The sequence below is a fragment of the Streptomyces sp. NBC_01426 genome (assembly GCF_036231985.1).
Lineage (GTDB): Bacteria > Actinomycetota > Actinomycetes > Streptomycetales > Streptomycetaceae > Streptomyces.
Window position 1 is genome coordinate 1 of record NZ_CP109505.1, and the last position, 15,616, is coordinate 15,616.

General features: G+C 68.3%; 17 protein-coding genes. 10 read left to right on the top strand and 7 right to left on the bottom strand.

Features of this window, described 5'->3' with window-relative positions; translation table 11 throughout:
- Positions 1–280 precede the first annotated feature (280 nt).
- From OG906_RS43435 to OG906_RS43465, 7 genes are all read right to left on the bottom strand, one after another.
- The gene (locus OG906_RS43435) at positions 281–760 is read right to left on the bottom strand and encodes a transcriptional regulator (protein WP_329449415.1); all 480 of its coding nucleotides are present in this window, start codon (positions 758–760) and stop codon (positions 281–283) included.
- A gap of 85 nt (positions 761–845) precedes the next feature.
- A complete protein-coding gene (locus OG906_RS43440) occupies positions 846–1,427 on the bottom strand; it encodes a hypothetical protein (RefSeq protein ID WP_329449416.1) in 582 nt (193 codons plus the stop codon).
- Between the two features lie 218 nt (positions 1,428–1,645).
- Complete coding sequence (locus tag OG906_RS43445; protein WP_329449417.1) at positions 1,646–2,062, bottom strand: hypothetical protein; 417 nt, start codon at positions 2,060–2,062, stop codon at positions 1,646–1,648.
- The gene (locus OG906_RS43450) at positions 2,059–2,838 is read right to left on the bottom strand and encodes a ParA family protein (protein WP_329449418.1); all 780 of its coding nucleotides are present in this window, start codon (positions 2,836–2,838) and stop codon (positions 2,059–2,061) included. Before OG906_RS43450 ends, OG906_RS43445 begins: the two co-directional genes overlap by 4 nt.
- Positions 2,839–3,034: 196 nt before the next feature.
- Complete coding sequence (locus tag OG906_RS43455) at positions 3,035–3,622, bottom strand: hypothetical protein (protein ID WP_329449419.1); 588 nt, start codon at positions 3,620–3,622, stop codon at positions 3,035–3,037.
- Between the two features lies 1 nt (position 3,623).
- Positions 3,624–7,265: a DUF927 domain-containing protein gene (locus OG906_RS43460; protein WP_329449420.1), complete on the bottom strand. Its 3,642-nt coding sequence runs from the start codon at positions 7,263–7,265 to the stop codon at positions 3,624–3,626.
- 303 nt (positions 7,266–7,568) lie between these two features.
- Complete coding sequence (locus tag OG906_RS43465) at positions 7,569–8,309, bottom strand: GntR family transcriptional regulator (protein WP_329449421.1); 741 nt, start codon at positions 8,307–8,309, stop codon at positions 7,569–7,571.
- Between the two features lie 200 nt (positions 8,310–8,509).
- On the opposite strand from OG906_RS43465, the gene OG906_RS43470 reads away from it, so the two are divergent.
- From OG906_RS43470 to OG906_RS43515, 10 genes are all read left to right on the top strand, one after another.
- Entirely contained in the window at positions 8,510–9,058 is a 549-nt protein-coding gene (locus OG906_RS43470) for an RNA polymerase sigma factor (protein ID WP_329449422.1), read from the top strand.
- Between the two features lie 5 nt (positions 9,059–9,063).
- Positions 9,064–9,207, top strand: coding sequence for a hypothetical protein (locus tag OG906_RS43475; RefSeq protein WP_329449423.1), 144 nt, complete (start codon positions 9,064–9,066; stop codon positions 9,205–9,207).
- Positions 9,204–9,404 (top strand): hypothetical protein, encoded by a 201-nt coding sequence (locus tag OG906_RS43480; protein WP_329449424.1) that lies wholly within the window; start codon positions 9,204–9,206, stop codon positions 9,402–9,404. Before OG906_RS43475 ends, OG906_RS43480 begins: the two co-directional genes overlap by 4 nt.
- A 2-nt stretch (positions 9,405–9,406) precedes the next feature.
- Positions 9,407–9,727: a hypothetical protein gene (locus OG906_RS43485; RefSeq protein WP_329449425.1), complete on the top strand. Its 321-nt coding sequence runs from the start codon at positions 9,407–9,409 to the stop codon at positions 9,725–9,727.
- Positions 9,728–9,729: 2 nt separating this feature from the next.
- Positions 9,730–9,918: a pRL2-8 gene (locus OG906_RS43490; protein ID WP_329449426.1), complete on the top strand. Its 189-nt coding sequence runs from the start codon at positions 9,730–9,732 to the stop codon at positions 9,916–9,918.
- Positions 9,919–9,926: 8 nt separating this feature from the next.
- On the top strand, positions 9,927–10,217 hold the full coding sequence (locus OG906_RS43495) for a hypothetical protein (RefSeq protein WP_329449427.1): 291 nt from the start codon (positions 9,927–9,929) through the stop codon (positions 10,215–10,217).
- A 97-nt stretch (positions 10,218–10,314) separates the two neighbouring features.
- Positions 10,315–10,695 (top strand): RRQRL motif-containing zinc-binding protein, encoded by a 381-nt coding sequence (locus OG906_RS43500; RefSeq protein WP_329449428.1) that lies wholly within the window; start codon positions 10,315–10,317, stop codon positions 10,693–10,695.
- Positions 10,696–10,709: 14 nt separating this feature from the next.
- On the top strand, positions 10,710–11,078 hold the full coding sequence (locus tag OG906_RS43505) for a hypothetical protein (RefSeq protein ID WP_329449429.1): 369 nt from the start codon (positions 10,710–10,712) through the stop codon (positions 11,076–11,078).
- A 20-nt stretch (positions 11,079–11,098) separates the two neighbouring features.
- Complete coding sequence (locus tag OG906_RS43510) at positions 11,099–12,214, top strand: conjugal transfer protein (RefSeq protein ID WP_329449430.1); 1,116 nt, start codon at positions 11,099–11,101, stop codon at positions 12,212–12,214.
- A 493-nt stretch (positions 12,215–12,707) separates the two neighbouring features.
- Entirely contained in the window at positions 12,708–15,173 is a 2,466-nt protein-coding gene (locus OG906_RS43515) for a hypothetical protein (RefSeq protein ID WP_329449431.1), read from the top strand.
- Positions 15,174–15,616: the final 443 nt, after the last annotated feature.

Consider the following 15,616-nt stretch of genomic DNA (forward strand, 5'->3'; position numbering starts at 1 on the left):
CTAGCGGAGCGCGGAGCGCGCCGCCTGTGCTCCATTTGAATTCGCGGAGCGAATTGACCGCCGCAGAATTGTAGCGAAGCGGAAATTTGGATTCAATCGGAGATTGAATGGAAAAGCGCGGAGCGCTTGCCCTCTTTCCTTTTGTGGCCGCTGGATGCAGAATTCAGGTGAATTGGGTTTCTTGATTTCGCGCAGGCTTCAGGGAAATGCAATTCCCGACGCTTGGAATGCGAATTACCCCCACCGGTTTTCGGTGGGGGTAATTCGTCGGGTTTGTCGGTCAAATGGTGGCGATGAGAAGGGCCGCGATTCCGAGCCAAAGGATGTGCCAACTCTGGTCCAGCGAGTAGGCGCCTGTCCCCAGGGTGGGCGCGTATGCGCCCTCGGCGGTAACGGGGTGTGCGGGGTGGGTCGGGGTGCCGAGGCTGTAGAACTCGGCCTTCCCGCAGGCCTGGGCGAGGCGTGCGAGTGTCGTCCGTCGGTCTGCCCACCAATGGGATCCGGCGTCCAGGCCGAGGCCGATGAGGAGTCCCGTGGCGGTGACGGGCAGGTCAAGCAGGAACACGACCGGGGCCAGCATGACGGCCTTGGTCAGGGTCAGGCTGAGGACGTGGCGGGTGCAGGCGGCGCGGCCGACCCAGCCGGGCCGGCCCTTGGTTGCGGCCTGGCAGGAGGATTGGACCCAGTGGTCCCCGACGGAGTGCGCGACGTACAGCGCGATGAAGACGGTGGCGAACACGACTGCGGCGGTTGCGTGCATGATGGTGGTCTCCCTGGTCTGAGATCGGGTGAGGAGTGGGGTCGGTCGTGCGCCTGGCAGTGGACGGCCGGCCCCCGCGGCTGTGTCAGTCGGAGATGATCGAGGTGCCGTAGAACCCGTCCTTGGGGTCGAGGGTGTGGCTCCGGTGGATTCGGTAGTGGTCGTTGTCGTCGGTGGTGACGATCGGGTCCAGGGCCGAGGCTTGCTCTCCGCACGCGTTGCAGTGCTCCCGGTTCTGCGGCCCGCCGTCGAGCGCCCAGTTCTCCCAGGTGGTGGGCCGGTCCTTCCCGTTGAGGACGCTTTCGCGGCGGTACTGCGCGGTGCTGCGGCTGACGTCCATGGCCAGGGCGAGGTCCGCGACGCTTCCGCCGCTTTGGGTGTGAGCGCGGATCACGCTGTCCCGGATGCCTTCGAGCCTGGGGATCAGGCGCCGGTCCAGGTCGTTGATGGCGGTGTGCCAGTCGTCGGGGCCGGCGCTGTAGGGCTCTCCGGCGCCGTTGAGGCCGGTACGGAGCACCGCGAGTGCCCACAGGCCGGTGTGCAGCCAGTCGGCGAGTTGGCCGGCGTCGCTGTCCAACGCCTTGGCCTGGGTGGGGGTCAGGCTGATGGTGATGTCCAGCCCGCCCATGCGTGCGTCGGTGCCGGTGGCGTAACTGATGGGGTCCACGAGGTCTCCTCCGGTGCTGTACGGAACTTCGTACAGGAAGGACTGTACGGACTTCCGTACAGCAATGCAAGGGGTCCTGCTGATGTCGTGGCTTCATGGACTCGTGACGTCACGAAGGACCTGGGAACCTCCTGTTTACGCAGGTCAGGGCCACAACGCGCTCCGCGTTGCGGCCCTGAATCGCCCCTTGAAAGGGGCTCTTGCGCACCCTGCCGTGCTCAGGTCAGGCGCTTGAGCAGCGCCTTCTTCGTCGGAGGGTGCTCCCTGGCCAGTCGAAGAAGTTCCCGGATCACCTCCGACTTGTCGAGGGTGCGCCGCCGCGCGTCCGCCCGGAGCTCCAGAACGAACCAGTCGATTTCGCTGGCCTCCTCCGGGTCGAACCGCACGGTTGTCGGTACCGCGTCGGCAGCCGCGGGCGCTGGGCGCCGGCCCCCTCGGCTCCGTCCAGGCCGGGACCGAGCAGCCTCCTCTTCCTGCCGGCCTTCCTGCTCCTCCTCCTGCCGGCTCTCCTGCTGCTCTGCGAGTGGAGCGAGGTCCTCGACTGGCACGTCCTGCCGGAGCCTCTTCATCTGCTCCAGGCTGGCATCCAGACTCCCCATGTCCGGTGGGGCCACAGGCTTGCGTGCTGCACTCACGAGGCGAGCACCACCTTCGCGAGGTCGAGGTACCACCCGGACGCCTCGCACTTCGGGTCCCACTCCAAGACAGGCATCTTGGCTCGCCAGGCCTTGCGAATGTCGGTCCGTTTCCTGATCTCGGCGATGACGGGGGGTTCCCCCATGCCGCGGAACGCTTCGAGCATGGACGCGACGATCTCGCCGTCCCGGGTGTCGAAGCGGGACGGCACCAGGCCGAGGATGTCGATGCGGGCCTGCATCTCCTCGGAGAGCAGGGCGACCTGACGCAGAAGCAGCCGGAGCGCCCGGATGCTGGAGTCCTCGGCCTCTACCGGGACGATGAGCCCGCCGCGTCGCCCGGAGCGCCGGCGGGCGGCCATCAGCGCGCACTCTGCGCCGATCCCGAGGGAGGGTGGTGCGTCGATGACGCAGGCGTCGTAGTCGTCCTCGAACTCCTCCAGGAGCCGAGAGAGGCGCATCTCCCGTGCATTGGCCTGGTACAGCCCCTTGTCCAACATGAACATGTCCATGTTGGTGGGCAGGACATGCAGCCGTTCCCGGTAGGGGACGACAAGCCGGTGCGGGTCACCCTTCCAGGCGCCGAGAACCCACCCCTTCATGGTGTGGGTGTCGGGCGACTCGGGGATGCCCAGGGCCTCGGTGAGGTGACCCTGGGGGTCCCAGTCCACCAGCAGTGTGCGCCGGCCCAGCACGGCCAGCGCGGCGCCCAGATTGATGGAGTTGGCAGTTTTGCCGACCCCACCCTTCTGGTTCGTCATCGAGTAGATGTCCATGTGGTGCAGCGTAGAGCAAGGGTAGAGCGCCTGATGAGCGCCTCATGGTGACGTCACGGACCCACGGCGTCATGTCCCTCTTAAGAGCCATGGCCCGCCCGAGCGGGACGGCATGGACTCGTGAACTCGTGACGTCACGAGGATAGGAGAAAGGCCCGCACCCCAAGGGGCGCGGGCCTTTCTCCATGCTGCGAGGTCAGTAGGAAATGCTGCCCCACTCGGACTCGCCCAGGTCCACCGCGTCGGCGAACCCCGAGCCCTGATCGAACGCCTGGCAGACCATCATCACCGCGGCCTCCTCCTCGCCCTTGTCCAGGTGCTTGAGGAATTCGACGACGTCGTTTCCGGTGAGGGTGCCCTTGACCACCCCTACCCACTTCTTGCGGCTCATCTTCCAGGTTCCCGGGATCTGGACCGTGATCGAGCTGGGGGCGTTGCTGTAGTCCTTCTCCTCCGGTTCCGCCGCAGCCTCAGGAGCCAGGTCCTCGGTTCCGGGCAGGGCCTCCTGGGTGCCGGTGGGCACAGGCTGGGTCGGCGGAGGAGCCGGCTTAGCCTCTCCCGGGGCCGACGTCTCCTCGGCCGGCCCCGGTTCCTTCTTCCGGCGGAACACACGCTTGACCCGGTCCAGGAACCCCGGCTTGCGCTCCGGCTCGGATGCCTCCTCCTGGGGCGCCTCGCCCGCCGGTTCGGGCGCCGGAGCCGCCGCCTCTTCGCCCGGTTCCTCGCGGGGTTCCTCCGGCTCCTCACCGCCCTTGCGTCCGAAGATCCGCCCGATGATGCCCATGTCAGCTCTCCTTCGCGCTCAGGTAGGACCTGCGGGCCACGGTCACGGCCTTCCCCGCGTCGATCGCCGGCAGCAACTGGGCCAGCGGGACGGTGTACTCGGGCTCCGGCTTCCACTCCCCGCCCTTGGCACCGAACTTCATGGAGGCCGGGGCCGCGGCCCGTGGGTCCGCCTCGTTGCTGGCCACGGTGATGGCGTCCACCTTCAGGCTCAGGGGCGGCCGGCCCTCGGCCTCGAACTTGGCCAGGTCCCGGTAAGTGTTGGCCAGGGCCAGGTCCAGCACCATCTCGGCCCAGTCCGGGCGCCAGTAGATGTCGCCGGCGTACAGGGTCTGGCCGGTCGGGTCGCTGTGGTCCTTCTTCGGGCCGTCGACGCGGGAGAGGTAGCCGCGGAATGACTGGTAGAGGTGGCCGACGACCTGCTTTGCGTACCGGGCGCCGGGGCGGCCCTCCACCTGGGCGACGATGACGCGCTCACGGGCGATCCGCAGCTTGTCGTACATCCCGTACAGGGCCCGCTTCGAGTTGGTCCACACCCAGGCTTCCGCGACTTCGGGCACCCATCCCGGGTACAGGTCGGTCAGCAGGCCCACGGCCGGCGTGCGGGCCCAGTGCCCGCCCTCCTCGGCCTGGTGGAACCGGAGTTCCGGCAGGGTCTCGCCGGCCTTGTACGGCAGGTTCAGCAGGCGCCAGTAGCCGGCCTTGTTGGCCAGGAACCGTGTGCCGTCCGGGTAGTGGGTCGGGTCACCGATACCGAGCCAGGCCGACCCGATCGCGGCCAGCCAGGCCGCGTTCTTGTCGTACTGATGCAGCCATCCCATGGCCCGCTCGTCGTCGCTGATCGCGTCGGCCGGGCGGTTCCACTGCATGTTCACCAGAGGCTGCATGATGCCCACGGTGGGCACCTGCCGGTTGCGGATCGCCTCGGAGGAGACGTCCGGGCGGTCGTCGCCGCCGGCGTAGTCCTTCGCCGTCGCGTTGCTGCTGAGGTAGTACGGGATCACCTTGGGCCACTCCTCGGACCCGTGACGGGTGGCCAGCAGGTAGACCATCAGCGCGTCCAGGAGTACCTGCGGGGTCGGGGCGCCGCCCCACCCGCCGCGTGCGTCCTCGTCGGACCGGTCGAACCGGTCGTCATAGAGCGGGAGGGGCAGCGACAGGCGCTGGCCCCCCTCGGCCGTGAGCGTCACCCAGGAGGACAACCCCTCGCCCTTGACCACCACGGACGACCCGGGCCGAGGGCTGGCCCACGGGTGGGGCATCGGACCTTGGGGGCCCTTGTAGGTGTTCAGGTCCGCCACGCGGTCCTCGTACGTCGGCAGGCCCAGCGCGGTCGCGGCCTCCTCGTGCACCCACAGGGTCTTCAGGCCGTGCAGGCGCATCAACTCCGGGACCTGGTCCACGTTCTCGGGCAACGCGGCCGGGATCGGCTCGCGGTTCGGCAGGTACACGTACCCATCGCCCAGGACACCGAAGTTCAACGCGGTCTGGGTCCGCCCCTTCGCCTTCATCGCCAACTTCAGGAACGGCAGGTCCAGGCGCTCGTCCCCCGGCTGGAACATCCCCGCCGGCGCCGGCACCCAGGGCCGCTCCGCCGGCGCTTCGCCGGATCCCGGAACCTCCTGGTTGGCCTCCTCCGGCGACGTCGCCGGGGCCGGCACGGACAGGGTGGTCCTGGGGGTGGTTTCTCCCCCCTGTGAGATGTTGAACAGCTTCAGGGTGGTCCCGGTGGTCCCGGTGGTCCCGTCGCAGGTCAGAGGCTTGTTTTCTGGGACCACCCCGGTGGTCCCAGGGTGGTCCCGGGGGGTGGTCCCACCCGGGAACTGGTCCCCGGGACCACCCTCTGAAGCGTCATCGCTGGCGAAGATCTCGTCGGCCTTGTCGAGGTTGAAGCAGTGCATCCTGACGGGCATGTTCCCTTTGCCCCTGACGCTCTGAGGAAGCCGGCGCTGGGCGTGTTTGCCCTTCTCGCGGATGTGCACGCCGAGCCCGTCCAGGACCTGGAGTGCCGCCGTCAGGTTGTCGATCTCGGCGTCTGCGGCGGCCTGGCGGACCACGGGGTCCACAACCCACCACTGCCGCATGGTTCCGTCGCCGTCGGCTGCTGTGGCGTAGAAGCCTCTGGGCCGGACATGGCCGTCCTCGGCCACGGCCAGGAGGTTCTCGACCTGAGGAAAGGTCGCTGCCTCGATCCGCAGCGAGTCCAGAGCGTTCCACAGTCGCTCTGAGTCCGGGATGTTGGCCTCGGCGGCTACCTCGATGGCGTTGGTGAGCCGGCTGGCGGCCTCGGCCTCGGCGGCCTCGCCGATCCCGGGAACGCCGATTGCCTCGCCGAGCATGTAGGCGCCGACGACCCAGGCCGTGTGAAGTTCCGCGATCGTCGCGGCTACCCCGCCGGTGGCCGGGCGGTACTTCGCAGTCAGTTCCAGGTGCAGCTTCTTCAGTTGACCGAGGTTCTTCACGTGGAACATGCCGGCGCGGATCGCCCACTCCAGCGGCCACCCACCATGACCCTTGGCCAGGCGCTTGAGCCGCTTGGAGACGTGCTCGGCCCCCTTGTGGCCGGCAGGCGCGGGGTCACCGTTCGGCAGGACCATCCGGTCCGGGTAGAACGGCGCGCTGATCTCCTGGAGCCGGGTGGCGAGGTCTTCGGTCTGGCCCTCGAACTTGAGCTGCTCATTGGAGGTGGACAGCAGCAGGGAGAGCCAGAACCCGTCCGATTCGCGGGGGGACCCGTCGGCGCTGCCCATCATGCGGACCGCGCCGGCTACCATCTGCGAGATCTCCCGGGAACTCTCCTTGATCTTGCGGCCGGAGGAGCTGTGTTCGTCCAGGCCCAGGGGCAGGAATCCGCGTTGGCGGAGCGACTGAGTGATGCCCTGCTTGCTGCTGTTCCAGGTCATCATCAACTGCTGGCGCCGCGGCTTCAGGTCCCCCAGGAGAGAACAGGCAACGGTCATCACGGTCGACTTGCCTTGCTGGCCGGGGCCGTAACAGTTCAGGACATGCGCCAGGACGTCCAGAGAGTCCAGGGCTGGGCCAATCATCATCGCGCCCAGGACCAGAGCCGACCTCCCGCACATGGTCGTGTAGGCGCCGATCTCCTCCCATGCCTCCCGGGCCTGTTCCTCAGTACCGCGCAACATGCGGTACCCCAGGGTCTGGGCCTCGGCGGTCGGGAAAATCAAGCTCCCTTCCTCGTCGTAGTACGTCCGAGCCGGGATGACAGTGGCGTTCTCGCCCTCCTCGCGGATCAGGCGTGCGTACGCGTGGCGTTCGTCGCTGCCGGTGGGCCGGCGGAAGGAGAGCTTCGCGGCCCAGGTGCCACGGTCCAGTTCGTCCTCGTTGACGATCCGGCCCCGCCGTTGGCGGTGCCCGAGCACGAGGTATTCGATCCGGATGCTCTCGCCGTCGTCTGTGAGATGTTCGATCTGGCCGATGACCTTTGGCACACGCCCGATGGACAGCGGCGCCGAATCTGCGCTCTGCTGGTGGACGATCATGCGGTCGGCGGGCCGGTAGAACCAGCCCTTTTTCATTCCGGCAACCGGCCTGCAACCGGCCGGGGCCCCGTCCTTCTCCAGGTTCGAGACCGTTCCACCGCCCTTCTGGGCGGGTACTGCGGCGGGCTTGGTCAGTCCCACTGAGGCGAAGCCTTTCCGGCCTGCCACACGGAGGTACGGACAGGTGACATCACTCTCGTGACGTCACGGCGGGGAAGACAGCACTCCCCACCTGCCCTACACTCGGCAGCAGACCTGTGATGGTCGCCGCTAAGCCCTTCTCCGGGACTTCGACTCTGTCCGAGGCTTCGAACCCTCTTTCAGAGCCCGGGTGGGGCTTGCGGCTTTTTTTGCGTCTTGATCAGTTGTTTCGTGCAGCTTACGCCGGGTAGCGGACACCCTCACCAACGGTAGGGACACCGCTCACGCAGACGGCTGACTGGGTCAGTCGCCCGTAACTTCGTACCGGTTGTAGAACCAGCGGCCGGGGCCGGCCACGGACTCCCCAACCTCGATGGGCTCGCCGTCCGCGTCGCGGTAGGTGTTCAGGCCCACCAGGATCGGGCTGCCCACCTCGACACCAAGGGCCTGGGCCTGGGCTGCATCCGCGATACCCACGGTCTTCCGTTCTTCCACCACGTGAGTTCGGCGCCCGGTCGCCTCCTCGATGACAGAGGGAGTCCCGCCAGGGATTCGCTCTGTCGTGAGCAGGGCGGGAGCAACCTCAGCCATGTCGCCGCTGAACCATGACGTGGAGGCGGAGATGGGCCCGGTCTCGTCGTGGGTCACGCGCACGCGCTGGACGGCCTGGGCGCCCTCTTCGATCCCCAGGGCCTCGGCGATGTTCGCGGGAGCCGGAGCCAGGCCGGCGGACTTGATGACGGCGTACTCACCCGGGGCGTAGATCTTCCCGGTGGTCAGCATTCGGAGGGCGCGGTCTGCGGCGCTGCGGTGAACTCGTCCCCGAACGATGGTGCCGACGCCGGGGCGGGACTCCACGAGCCCGTCACCTCGAAGGGTTGCCAGGACCTTTGCGGCCGTGGCGTGGGCCAGGTTCCAGTCCTCGGCGATCTGCCGTACGGCGGGGATGCGGTCGCCGTCCTTGAGGACCCCGTCCACGATCTGCTTGCGGAAGTGCTCCACCACCTGCATGTACGGCGGGGTCCGCTCGATACGGGGAGACATGTCGATCCCTCATCTCTGGTTTGGCGTTCTAGACCACTACGAAGCACATGCTAGCGGGTGATTCTCTGATGTTCTAGCACGCTACTGCTTGACACGCACCACGTGTTCTAGAACTATCAGAGCGCGGCCCCGGTCCGGCATCTCACCTCCGGACCAGGGCCTAAGACCTAACCGCCTGCCTGAAACCAGGGGTTGATCCTGTGTCGAATCGTACCGACGCCTTACCGCTCACTGCCGACACCGCGGCCCGCCTTGACCGGCTGTTCCGCCTCTACAATCAGCGGCTCGTCCGCCTGGCCCGCAACCTGACGAACGACCCGGCCACGGCCGAGGACGTCGTCATGGACGCGTGGGTCAGGGCCGGCCGCTCGCTCCATCAGTTGGTGTCTCCCGATGCCGAGGCGTTCGCCTGGCTCGCGGTGCTCACCCGTCACGCGGTCGCAGACTTCTACAAGGTCGGCCGCAACCGCGAGATCCCCCGGGACTGGGCGGACGCCGTGGCGTCCTTCCCGCTCCCGGCCGCGCCGGCCGCCGAGGACATCGTCCTGGCCGAGCCGGAGCCGGAGTTGTCCGAGCGTCTGGCTGCCGCCGTCGCCACGCTCCCCGAGCAGGACCAGGCGGTGCTCCTCCTCCGTGCCGATGGGATGCCGTATGCGGCCGTCGCCGGCCACGTCGGCCGGGGCGACTCCTACGTCTACGCCCACTTCCACCGCGCGGTCGGCCAGCTCCGGCTCGCGCTGGCCGGGTGATCGCCATGGACTACGAGACCTACAACCCGGCGATCGAGACCGAGACCGCGAACCGTCTCGCGGAGATCCAGCGGGCACAGCAGGCGATCGAGGACGCGCGCCAGCAGGCCGAGGCCCTGGCCCGGCAGCAGCAGGGGGGCCGGGCATGAGCATCCGTCGCGAGACCCGCCACGAGGACTACGACCGCACGCACGGCCTGATGGCCGCGCTCGGCGGGAGCCTCCTCCCCCCGGACGAGGAGACCCCGCCCGAGCGCGCCGCGTTCGAGCGCGTCGTGGCGAACGCCTTGTACGTCAACCAGTCCGCAAACCCGCCCGCCGGCCACAACTACCCGAGGAGGGGCTGACCATGGACAAGAGCGAGATCCGCCGCCTGGACCGCCTGATCGACACCGCGACCCGCAAGCTGGCCGGCGTCGAGGGGCGTGAGAGCTGGGCCCTGTCCGGCCGTGACCAGGCCACTCTGGGCAGGCACGTCGCCTCCATCGTCTACAACGGGGTACGCGGCCAGCGACCCACCCCCAAGGCTGATCGCGGCATTGAGCTGATCTGGCAGAACGCGAACGCCCAGCTCCGGGCCGAGATTGCCGCCGCGCAGACGGCCAAGGCCGAACTTCTCCACCAGGCCGCGAAGGCCAAGGCGGAGAAGAAGTCCTCGGGGTGGTGGTAGCCGTGGCCCCCAGCCAGAAGGCGCTGACCCCGCCGCCGGGCGAGTGCCGCCAGTGCTGGCTCCACGCGTACGACAGCCGAGCCCAGCACGCGCAGCTCGGGCCGCGCGAGGACTGCCCGGCCTGCGTGGACCACATGACCAACGGCCACCCGGCGCACATGATCGTGCCGGGTTCGAAGAGGTGGTTCTAGTGCGGACGTTGATCGCTCTCCCCGTGTTCTACGCCGTGAGCCGGGCTCCGCAGATCGCGGCCGTCCTGGTGGGCCTGGGCCTGGCGGTCCTGGTCACCCAGAGCGGGATGCCGGTCTCCTCCGGCCTGGTGGTCCTGCTCATCGCGGCCCTGGGGGCCCTGGCCGTCGGCCTGGCCTGCACCCTGCCGCTCCTGATGATGAGCAACGGCCGGCGCCGCGCGGTACGGGACGCCTGCTGGGCCGCGGCCGACGACGTCGCGGACTGGGCCGGCTGGAGCACCGAACCGCCCCGCTCCTGAAAGAACCCGCACATCCGGTGGCGTCGTGAGCCCACGAGCCCATGAGCCCACGACGCCACTCAGCCCCTCTGACCAGCAGATACGGAGGTGAATCCAGGTGAGGTTCCTCGATCCGACCGGGGAAACGTACGGCCTGCCGACCTACCCGCGCCGCCTCGCCCCCGAGGGCCTGGCCACCCGCCGCCAACTCCGCGCCCAGGGCCTGCGCCCGGCCGGCCAGCCGGTCGCCGCCCAGATCCTCTGGCACGGCCGGCGCCCGCCCGGCGCGACCGAGCGCCTGGTCCGCGCCGCCTACCTCTACCGCCTCGACCTCGCCCAACCGGTCCGACCGATGACCCCGGGCCGCGCCCGCGCCGTCGCCGCGATGATGCGCGCCCGCCGGACCTGCCGGGTCTGCATGGTCACCCACCCCTACGTCATCCCGACGTCCCTGGGCTGCTGCCCCGGGTGCGCCGATGCGCCGGCCCTCGCGGCCTGAAGGAGAAGACACCTGTGGACACGAACCCGATCCCCTACATCCCGCAGCAGCGCACCGCGGTCGTCCCGCCCGGAATGACCGTGGGCTACACCGCCGAGGGCCAGCCGGTCTACATCCCGACCGAGGGGCCGGCCCCCATCGTCGTGCAGATGCCGACACAGCCGATCCCGGCCTGGCTCCGCAACGGCATGATCGCCGCCGTCGGTCTCCTGATCCTGTGCACCCCCGCAACCGTGCTCCTGGTGGTCGCCGCGCCGGCCATCGCGGCCATGGGCCAGGCCATCGCCTACGGCGGTATCGGTATCGGCATCGGAGTCATCGGCGTCGCCGCCGCCATCAAGGAACTGCGTGTCACCCCCCGCCCGGCGAAGAAGGGCAAGTGATGGGCCTCCTCTCTCGCTTCATGACGCCACGAGTCCACGACACCACGCCGCCACACGAGACCCAGGAAGGCAGCACCACCATGAAGAACCGCCTCAGCCGGACGCAGAAGATCCTCCTGTCGGTGACCATCGTGCCGATGCTCGCCATCGGCGTCCTCGGCGGTGTCGGCACCTACTCCAACCTCTCCCACCGCTACGGCGGCGAGACCGCCCTCGGCGCGCTCGCGGCCGGTGAGGGCGCCACCGCCGTCATGGCCCTGGTCCTCCTGGTCACCACCCTGTTCAACCGGCCCGCCCCGCTGGTGGTCCGCCTCGGCCTGTGGGCCCTGCCGGCCGCCGCTGCCGCGATGGGCGCCACCGCCGCCAACGGCATCGGCCAGACCATCGTCTACGCCATCACCCCGATGGCCATCACGGCCGCTGCCGAGGCCATCGCCTACCTCGCCCGCATCGTCGTCATCCACCAGGACGGCCGCGACATCGAGGCGGAGACTCGCGCGGCTGCCGTCATCCGTGACCTGGCCTACCACCAGGCCCGCGCCACGGCTCACCCGGAGGAGAAGGTCCGCGCTCGGTCGGTGAAGAAGTCGTGGAAGCTCGCGGCCAAGGTAGGCGCGGGTGACATCACCCTCGGCGCGGACCTCCTGGACGTCCAGCGCGGTCGCCTCAGCCAGAGCGCGGACATCGCCCTGGAGCGGATGTTCACCCCGGGCCTCACCGCCCCGGCGCCCGCCCTCCTCGCGGTATCCGCCTCCCCGACTCCGGCCATCCTTCCCGCCCCCACTAGTGACGTCATGACGTCACGAGACCACGAGTCCACCATCCACGCAGAGACCAGCGGATATCCGTCCGACACCGGCACTGACCAGGCCGGAGACCACCAGAACATCCGTCCGGCACTCTCGCTCGTCCGCACGGTCGCGAAGAAGAGTCGCAGCATGAATGCGGACGTCAAGGCGATGGTCGCGGACGGGGTCCAGGACGTCCGCTACGTCATCGACGCCGTCGCCACCCGCCACCGCCGCGACCCCGAGGACAAGCGGTTCATCCAGACCGTCACCCGCTACTGGCGCGACGCGCAGGCGGACGCGGCCGAGGCCATCAACGAGGCCGACAAGCCCAGCGCCTACATGTAGCCACCGCGCCGGCGGTGAGTCACCAGCCGGCACCCGGTGACTCGCCGCCGGCACCCGGTGAGTCACCGGGCCAACCCGTGACCTCACCGGGGTCACAGCGGTGAGTGAACCGGTGACGTCACCGGTTCAGGCTCGCGGGCAAGCCCCAGGTCCCCCTGGGCAAGCCTCCCGCCGGCCCCGGGCAAGCCCCGAAACCGCGCGGGCAAGCCTCCCGCCGGCGCCGGGCAAGCCTTCGGGCAAGCCGGCCTGAGTACACAAGAAAGTTCGGGCCGGCTGTCACACCGGACCCCAGCTCGACCACCTGTAGCAGGTGACCGGCGCCCGCATCCCTCATCCACAGGGAGCGCGGGCCAGGTTGTCAGTCCCACCACGGAAGATCGTCCGCACTGGGCGGTCACCAGACCGGGGATTCGCTGCCCGGCAGGTTCTCCTGCCAGAGATTCACCACCCGCCGGGCAGCGGGTCCCCTCCACACGCGATACGAGGGGAATCCGTGCACAGCATGACCGCCGCCCTCGCGGCTCACACCCTGACCCCAGCGGACCAGCCCACACCCGCCGAGACCGGCTGGTTCGCCACCCTCTGGAACTGGAGCGTCGACCACGTGCCCGGGGGCGGGATCACCGTCCTCGCCGCCCTCGGCGTCCTCGGCTTCATCGCCAGCAACCCCAAGGGCCGCACCGCGCTCCTTGAGGCGTCCAAGGGCCTCTGGTCCGTCCTGGTCACCCTGTCCAAAGCCATCTGGTCCGTCCTGCGGTTCTACGGCGGGTACGAGACCCGAGGCGAGGCCCGGTCGGACGCCGGGTTCCTGCGCGCCGGAACCCGCCTGATCCACACCGGAGGGCCGGCCCCGGTCGCCCTCGGCTCCGTCGCGTTCGCCCCGCCCCGCGTGAGCCTGGTCAAGCCGCGGCGCCGCCGGCCCAGCGCCAGGGCCCGCCGCGCGGCCGACTGGCTCATCGGCTACCAGGGCCGCGCCGCCAAAGCGCTCCACGTCGCCGTCCAGGTAGCCCTCGCCGTCCAGTGGGTCGTCGCCCGCGCCTTCCGGATCGCCCGCGCCGTGGGCCGCGCCGTACGGGCCGTCTACGGCGCCGTGGCGCCCGTCGTCACCGCCGTGGCCCTGGTCCTGCGGATGTGGCACCGGTGGCCCTACGCCGTGCGCGGCCTGGCCCGTCTGGCCCTCACCGCCGCCGCCGTGGGCCTGTTCGTCCCCGCGTGGCGCACCCGGACCAGCGTCCTCCTGGTCGTCGCCCTGGTCGTCGTCGTCGCCGTGGCCCAGCGCTGGAAGCCCAAGGCCCCCGGCGACGACGTCGTCTATGGGCCTCGCATCTGGACCCTGCTGCGCGAGGACCTCGGCCTGCCCGAGGACGAGATCCGAGAGCACTGGCTCCAGCTCCCCGCGAAGCTCTCCGAGGAGGGAGCCCGCATCGTCCTGCGGCTCCCTTGGACGTTCCGCGGCTCCCAGGGCGAGAAGGACACCGTGACCGCGCTCATCAATTCCCGCATTCCGGGGGAATGGGTCGGCCGGTATCAGTTCACCGGTGACCACGCGACGGCCCTCTACACCCACAAGCCGCCGCCGAAGCCGCCGGCCCCCGAGCCCGAGCCGCCGGCCGCCGTGAACATCTGGGACCCCAAGGTCCAGGAGATTCTCGCCACGCTCGGGCCGGATGAGTTCTACCTGGGGCAGGACACGTTCGACCGACCCATCATCCAGAAGATGAGCGATGAACAGGCCCACTGGGCTCTCTCCGTCGGCTCCGGTGGCGGTAAGTCGGCATTCCTCCAGTGGCTTGCTATTCAGATGCTGATGAAGGGCGGGACCATCATCGGCATCGACCCCAAGATGGTCAGCCTCACACCCCTCATCGGAATCACCGGAATTCACCTCTACGGCAACCCCCAGGCACCGCAGGATATGCGCGCAACCCTCGAATGGGTTGTCCAGGTCGTCAACGCCCGCAATTACGAGAAGAAGCACAAGACGCGGACTGAATTCCTCCCGCTCTATGTATTCCTGGAAGAATGCAACCAGCTTGCGGACATCCTGAAAGAGGAATACACGTCGACTAAGGAAAGTGGCGCCCCCGCCGGTGACCCTATTTGGCGTGATGCGGTCGCCTCGACCCTCCGTCTCGGCCGTGAGGTGAACGTCCACATCATCGCCGTATTCCAGGACTTCAAAGACACCCAATTCGGCGGCGTCTCCCTCGTGCCTCTCTTCCCGTTCAAAATCCTGGGAAGCTACCGAGAGCAGCAGTGGAAGCGCATCATGGGCGCAAGTTTCCCCATGCCGCCCATTCAGAAAAAGGCCGGCCGAATGGTCCTGGTGACCGACACCGGAGACGTCACCCGCATTCAGACGCCGTACGCCCCGTGGAACCCAGACCTCACCAAGGACGAGAACCAGAAGGAGGCGTACCGCCTCCTGACGGCCTACTACAAGCAGCTGCGCGACGAGCACGGCTACAGTGCCGACGGCCTCTATGTGGCCCCGCCAGCGGCCTCCCCGGAGGTCGCTCCGGCCCTCCTGCGCCGCCTGTCACGCGACACCGCCCCCCAGGGCCCGAACGTGGGTTCTGAGGGGGGTATGAGCGACGAAACCGCAGGTCACGCTGTCACACACCAGGGGGGCGTGACAGCCGATGTGACAGGGCTGCGTGACAGGCTCCGCCTCATTCCGGGCCAGGCCGCCGGCGGGGCCCACGAGGACGCCCTGGCTGCCCCGGTCCTGCTCAACATCGCCGAGATCGCCCGTGAGATGAAGGCCCGCGGCTACGACATCGAGGCCGGCCTCATCCGCCAGCACAAGCGCCGCAAGGACAGCACCGGATTCCCCGAGGGAGTCGAAACGGCAGACGGAGAGAAGTACACCCTGGGGCAGCTCGTCGCCTTCTACGAAAAGCGCGGACTCGCAAAGCGCGAAGAAGAGCAGGAAGCAATGGAAGGTGACGTCATCTGACCTGCACAAACACGGAAAAGCCCCCTCTCCGGAGGGGGCTTTTCCGTGCCCGGAAGGGAGTGAGAACGTTCTCGTGATTCTACACAATGAATTACTTCGACCGCCATATTTGACGTCGATAAAGAGGTCGTGATACCTTTTCGGGAACGTCCATAAAGGAGATGTGGGAATGTCTGGGATTAGCTGGTGGGGGTCTTGGGAATGCGGAGATTGCGGTGCATGAGGAGAGGTTCAATTCGAGGGTGGAGAAATTCCGGACGCGGATCATGAATGCGAAGAATAGCGAGTGAATTTCGGCTGAGTGCGAAGCGCGAGGCAATTGGATTTGAATTGAATGACCCGCAGAAAAGGGCCGTGAAAAGCCAAAACGAAAGTCGCGAAGCGGCTTTCATTAGGGCCGCGTGCGGCCCTTGGATTCGAATTTCAATTCGCGCAGCGAGTGG

Bases quoted from the DNA above. Each gene is read 5' to 3' on its own strand.
- OG906_RS43465 (WP_329449421.1), bottom strand. From the start codon at position 8,309: ATGTCTCCCCGTATCGAGCGGACCCCGCCGTACATGCAGGTGGTGGAG.
- OG906_RS43455 (WP_329449419.1), bottom strand. From the start codon at position 3,622: ATGGGCATCATCGGGCGGATCTTCGGACGCAAGGGCGGTGAGGAGCCG.
- OG906_RS43510 (WP_329449430.1), top strand. From the start codon at position 11,099: ATGACGCCACGAGTCCACGACACCACGCCGCCACACGAGACCCAGGAA.
- OG906_RS43480 (WP_329449424.1), top strand. From the start codon at position 9,204: ATGAGCATCCGTCGCGAGACCCGCCACGAGGACTACGACCGCACGCAC.
- OG906_RS43435 (WP_329449415.1), bottom strand. From the start codon at position 760: ATGCACGCAACCGCCGCAGTCGTGTTCGCCACCGTCTTCATCGCGCTG.
- OG906_RS43485 (WP_329449425.1), top strand. From the start codon at position 9,407: ATGGACAAGAGCGAGATCCGCCGCCTGGACCGCCTGATCGACACCGCG.
- OG906_RS43475 (WP_329449423.1), top strand. From the start codon at position 9,064: ATGGACTACGAGACCTACAACCCGGCGATCGAGACCGAGACCGCGAAC.
- OG906_RS43450 (WP_329449418.1), bottom strand. From the start codon at position 2,838: ATGGACATCTACTCGATGACGAACCAGAAGGGTGGGGTCGGCAAAACT.